Raw genomic sequence first — 4,666 nt, 5'->3', positions numbered from 1 at the left:
GGAGAACCGATGACCAACCCCTTCGAGGACCCCGACGGCACCTACCTCGTCCTGGTCAACCACGAGGGCCAGTACTCGCTGTGGCCGTCGTTCGCCGAGGTCCCCGCCGGATGGACGGTCGCCAAGACCGAGGACACCCGGCAGGCGTGCCTGGACCACATCGCCGAGCACTGGACAGACATGCGGCCGAGGAGCCTGGCCGAGGCGATGGGCGACTAGCCGTGCCCGCGCGGCGTCCGGCCGGGCGCCGGAGGCCGCCGCGGCCGCTGCCGTACGATCCTCGCGTGAGCCCGCCTCCGGCCGAGGACGAGGAGTTGATCACGTGACGTGGTTCCGCTGCGCCGAGACCCGCCCCTGGGCGTCGCTGCGGCTGTTCTGCTTCCCCCACGCGGGCGGATCGGCGGTGTTCTACCGCCCGTGGGCCGCGCGGATCGGCCGCGCCGTCGAGGTGCAGGCGGTGCAGTACCCGGGCCGCGCCGACCGCCTCGCCGACCCGTTCGTCGACGACGCGCACCAGCTCGCCCGCCTGATCGCCGGGGCGATGGCGCCGCTGCTGGACCGTCCCGCCGCGCTGTTCGGGCACAGCATGGGCGCCGTCGTGGCCTACGAGACGGCCCGGCTGCTGCAGGAACGCGGCACCGCCCCCGTGCACCTGTTCGTGTCCGGCGCGCGCGCCCCGCACGATCGCGACGACGAACGCTTCTCCCACCTCGACGACGACGGCCTGGTCGCCGAGATGGTCACCCTGGGCGGCTCGGACGCCGAAGCCCTGCGCGACCCCGAGCTGCGCCAGCTCGTACTGCCGTACGTGCGCAACGACTTCCGGCTGGTCGAGGAGTACGAGCACCGTCCCGGAACGCGGCTCACCATCCCCGTGACGGCGCTGATCGGGGACGCCGACTCCCGCGTCACCGCCGACCAGGTGCCCCGCTGGGGCGAGCTGACCGACGGCGCGTTCCGGGTCGAGGTGCTGCCCGGCGACCACTTCTACCTCGTCCCGCAGCGGGACAAGGTGATCGCGGAGGTGCAGCGCGCCCTCGCGGTGCCCGCGGGCCCCTGACCCCGCGCCCGCACCGGGCACGGGATCAGAGGCGCCGCGCCGCCGGTCAGTACACCTCGACGCCGTAGGCGCTGAGCGCCTCGCCCACCGGCTGGAAGAACGTCGTGCCGCCCGACGAGCAGTTGCCGCTGCCGCCCGACGTCAGGCCCAGCGCCGTCGACCCGGCGAACAGCGAACCGCCGCTGTCGCCCGGCTCCGCGCACACCGTCGTGCGGATCAGCCCCGTGACGGTGCCCTCGGCGTAGTTGACGGTCTGGTCCAGCGCCGTCACCTCGCCCTCGTGCACCTGCGTCGTGCTGCCGCTGCGGGTGACGCGCTGGCCCACGGTGGCCGCACCGGCCTGCGTGATGTCCTGCGTGCCGCCGTAGAGGCTGACGGTGCCCCGCGTGTCGGCGGGCGTGCCCGCGTACCGGACGATCCCGTAGTCGTCGCCCGGGAAGCTGCTGCCCGCGTTGTCGCCGAGCTTGGCGGTGAGCCCGGAGTTGGAGAACCACGACGTGCCGGCCTCGGTGCAGTGCCCGGCCGTCAGGAAGAAGTACTCCGAGCCCCGGCGGACGTTGAAGCCGAGCGAGCAGCGCCCGCCGTTGGTGTAGACGGCCTCGCCGCCCGCCGTGAACAGGCGGAACTCGCCGTCCACGCGTTCGGTGCGCACCGCGGCGCCCTGCGCGGCGGCGGCCGCCCGCACCTTGGCGAGCCGCTCGCCGGTGACGGTGCGGTCCATGGACAGCACCACCTGGTTCGCGGCCGGGTCCACGGCCCACGCGGTGCCCGGGACGGCGGCGTCGTGCTTGAGCGCCGACATGACCTTCCTCAGGTCGTCGCCGCCGCGCGGCACCGTCCTGGGCCGGGCGCCCGCCGCGCGCACCGCCTCGGCCGCGCCCGCGTCGGTCACGGTCACCGTCAGCTCGCCGGTGGCCCTGTCGATGTACGCGCCCGCCGTTCGCGCGCCGAGCGTCCTGGTCAGCGTGCTCGCGGTCGCGGCCTGCCGGGTCTGGGCCGCGGTGGCGGACGGCGCNNGTCGCGGCCGTCGCCGTCGCGGCGCCGCCCGCCGAGGCGTGCGCGGCCGGGACGGCGGCGTGGGCGGTCGCGCCCAGCGCGACGGCCGTCCCGGCGACGGCGGTTCCCCTGATACGGGGGTGACGGATCTTCACTGAGCCTCCAGTGGGGATTGGGCGCACCCGTGTGGCGCGCCGGAGGTCACCGGCCATGGTGAAAGACCCGTAAAGAGCGGGGAAAGACGAGAAAGTGCCCAATATCGGAAGATTCGTTGGCAGATTGGGTGCGGGATGGTCTTCCGGCCGCCGGGCAGGATGAGGAGTTCAGCGGACCACGACGCCCGCCGGGACCGCGCCCGCCGGCGTCCGCCCCGGCCCCAGTAGCGTTCGGTGCGTGACCGGCGCCAGTGAACCCGGCCGCGGCCCCGCCCCGCCGCCGCAGGTGGGCCTGCTCACGATCGCCCGCGAATGGGGACGCATCGGCTGCGTCGGCTTCGGCGGGCCGCCCGCGCACATCGCCCTGCTGCGCCGGTTGTGCGTGCGCGACCGGCGCTGGCTGAGCCCCGCCGAGTTCGAGGACGGCATCGCCGCCTGCAACCTGCTGCCCGGCCCCGCGTCCACCCAGCTGGCGATCTTCTGCGCGTGGCGGCTGCGCGGCGCGCCCGGGGCGCTCGTCGGCGGGCTGTGCTTCATCGTCCCGGGCCTGCTGCTGATCCTGGCGCTGGCGGCGCTGTTCCTGTCGGGGCGGACGCCGGCATGGGTGCACGGCGCGGCGGCGGGCGCCGGGGCGGCGGTGGCGGCCGTCGCCGTGCACGCGGCGCTGGACCTGCTGCCCGCCAGCCGCGACCGCGCCCGCAGCCGGACGCGCTGGACGCTCTACCTGCTCCTCGGCGCGGTCGCCGCCGTCACCGTCGGGCCGTACCTGGTGCTGCTCCTGCTGGCGTGCGGGCTGGCCGAGGCCGCCGTACGCGCACGGCCGCGCCCAGACACGCGGACGCTGCCGCTGCTGCTGGCCGTCCCGGGCGTCGGCGGGCCGGCCGGGCTCGGCACGCTCGGCGGGCTGGCGTGGGTGGCGTTCAAGGTGGGCGCGCTGTCGTACGGCGGCGGCTTCGTGATCATCCCGCTGATGCAGTCGGAGGCCGTCGGCGACCACGGGTGGATGAGCGCGGGCCAGTTCACCACCGCCGTGGCGCTCGGCCAGATCACGCCCGGCCCGGTGGTGCAGACCGTGGCGGTCGTCGGCTACGCCGCCGCCGGGCTCGCGGGCGGGCTGCTGGCGTCGGTCATGGCGTTCGCGCCGTCGTTCGCGCTGGTCCTGGCGGGCGCGCCGCGATTCGACCGGCTGCGCTCCAGCGACGCCGTCCAGGCGTTCCTGGACGGCGCGGGCCCCGCCGTGATCGGCGCCATCGGCGGATCGGCGATCACACTCGGCCTGGCCCTGGAGCACCTGTGGCAGGTCGCCGTTCTGGCCGCCGCACTCCTGTGGCTGCCGGTGCTGCGCCGCGGCGTCGTCGGCACCCTCCTCGCCGCCGGAGGCGTCGGCGTCCTGGCCGCCCTCGCCGGCCTGCCCACCGGCTGACGGCACAATGAGCCGGGTGACGCTCTTGCTGACCCGCTCCGACCTGGAACGACTGCTCGACCCCGCGGACTGCCTGGCCGTCCTGCGGCACGGATTCACCGCGCCGCCGGCGGAGACGGCGCCCCGCAGGGTGGTGACGGGCCTGCCGGAGGGCAGCGCGACGGTGCTCATCCCCGGGCTGGTCGAGGGCATCCCCGCCTACACGGTGAAGGTGAACGCCAAGTTCCCCGGCTCCCGGCCCGCGCTGCGCGGCGTGGTGTGCCTGCACGACCTGCGCACCGGCGAGCTGCTCGCCCTGCTCGACTCGGCGACCGTGACGGCCTGGCGCACCGGCCTCGCCGCCGCCCTCGGCACCGACGCGCTGGCCCGCCGCGACGCCCGCACGGTGGCCGTCGTCGGCGCCGGCGCCCAGGCCGAGCTGGTGATGCGCGGACTGGCGTCGCTGCGGACGATCGAGGAGCTCACCGTCTGCGACCTGGACCCGGTCCGCGCCACCGGCTTCGCCGAGCGGCACGGGGCGTCGCTGGGCGTCCCCGCGTCGGTCGCCGCCGAGCCGCGCGCCGCCGCCCGCGCCGCCGGCATCGTCGTGCTGGCCACCTGGGCGCGGCGGCCGCTGCTGCACGCCGCCGACGTGCCGCCCGGCACCCACCTGACCTCGCTGGGCGCCGACGAGCCCGGTAAGGCCGAGCTGTCCGCCGACCTGCTGGACGGCGCCCGCGTGGTCGTCGACGACATCGACCTCGCCACGCGGATGGGCGTGCTCGCCGGGGCCGCCCCCGCCGTCCTGCGCGCCGCGACCACCCTGCGCGACCTGCTGTGCGGCCGTGCGGCGGGCCGCGGCGGCGACGACGAGATCACCGTCTACGCGCCCGTCGGCCTGCCCTGGCAGGACCTGGCCCTGTCGTGGGCCGCCTACCGGGCCGCCGCGCACGCCGGAGTCGGAACGACCGTGGACCTGCTCGCCTGAACCACCGTATTGAAACACGTTCTACATCGGGCTTACGCTGGCCGCAGCCGAGCAGCCGGAAGGTG

The 4,666-nt window shown here is 75.9% G+C and carries 5 protein-coding genes; 4 read left to right on the top strand and 1 reads right to left on the bottom strand.

The window, feature by feature from the left end; genetic code table 11:
* The first annotated feature begins 9 nt into the window (after positions 1-9).
* Positions 10-219 carry an MbtH family protein gene (locus ABD811_RS04100; protein WP_344940876.1) on the top strand — a complete coding sequence of 70 codons (210 nt, stop codon included), beginning with the start codon at positions 10-12 and terminating at the stop codon, positions 217-219.
* A 103-nt stretch (positions 220-322) separates the two neighbouring features.
* Positions 323-1,060, top strand: a complete 738-nt coding sequence (locus ABD811_RS04095) for a thioesterase II family protein (protein WP_344940873.1) — start codon at positions 323-325, stop codon at positions 1,058-1,060.
* Positions 1,061-1,106: 46 nt separating this feature from the next.
* Here the strand turns inward: ABD811_RS04095 and ABD811_RS04090 are convergent, their stop codons facing one another.
* The gene (locus ABD811_RS04090) at positions 1,107-1,862 is read right to left on the bottom strand and encodes a S1 family peptidase (RefSeq protein ID WP_344940870.1); all 756 of its coding nucleotides are present in this window, start codon (positions 1,860-1,862) and stop codon (positions 1,107-1,109) included.
* 587 nt (positions 1,863-2,449) lie between these two features.
* On the opposite strand from ABD811_RS04090, the gene chrA reads away from it, so the two are divergent.
* Positions 2,450-3,634, top strand: a complete 1,185-nt coding sequence (chrA, locus tag ABD811_RS04085) for a chromate efflux transporter (RefSeq protein ID WP_344940866.1) — start codon at positions 2,450-2,452, stop codon at positions 3,632-3,634.
* Positions 3,635-3,650: 16 nt separating this feature from the next.
* Positions 3,651-4,601 carry an ornithine cyclodeaminase family protein gene (locus ABD811_RS04080; RefSeq protein WP_344940864.1) on the top strand — a complete coding sequence of 317 codons (951 nt, stop codon included), beginning with the start codon at positions 3,651-3,653 and terminating at the stop codon, positions 4,599-4,601.
* The last annotated feature ends 65 nt before the right edge of the window (positions 4,602-4,666 follow it).

Source organism: Actinomadura miaoliensis (genome assembly GCF_039536785.1).
Taxonomy (GTDB): domain Bacteria; phylum Actinomycetota; class Actinomycetes; order Streptosporangiales; family Streptosporangiaceae; genus Spirillospora; species Spirillospora miaoliensis.
Note: the sequence above shows the minus strand (reverse complement) of the source record. Positions and strands in the feature narration are given on the sequence as shown.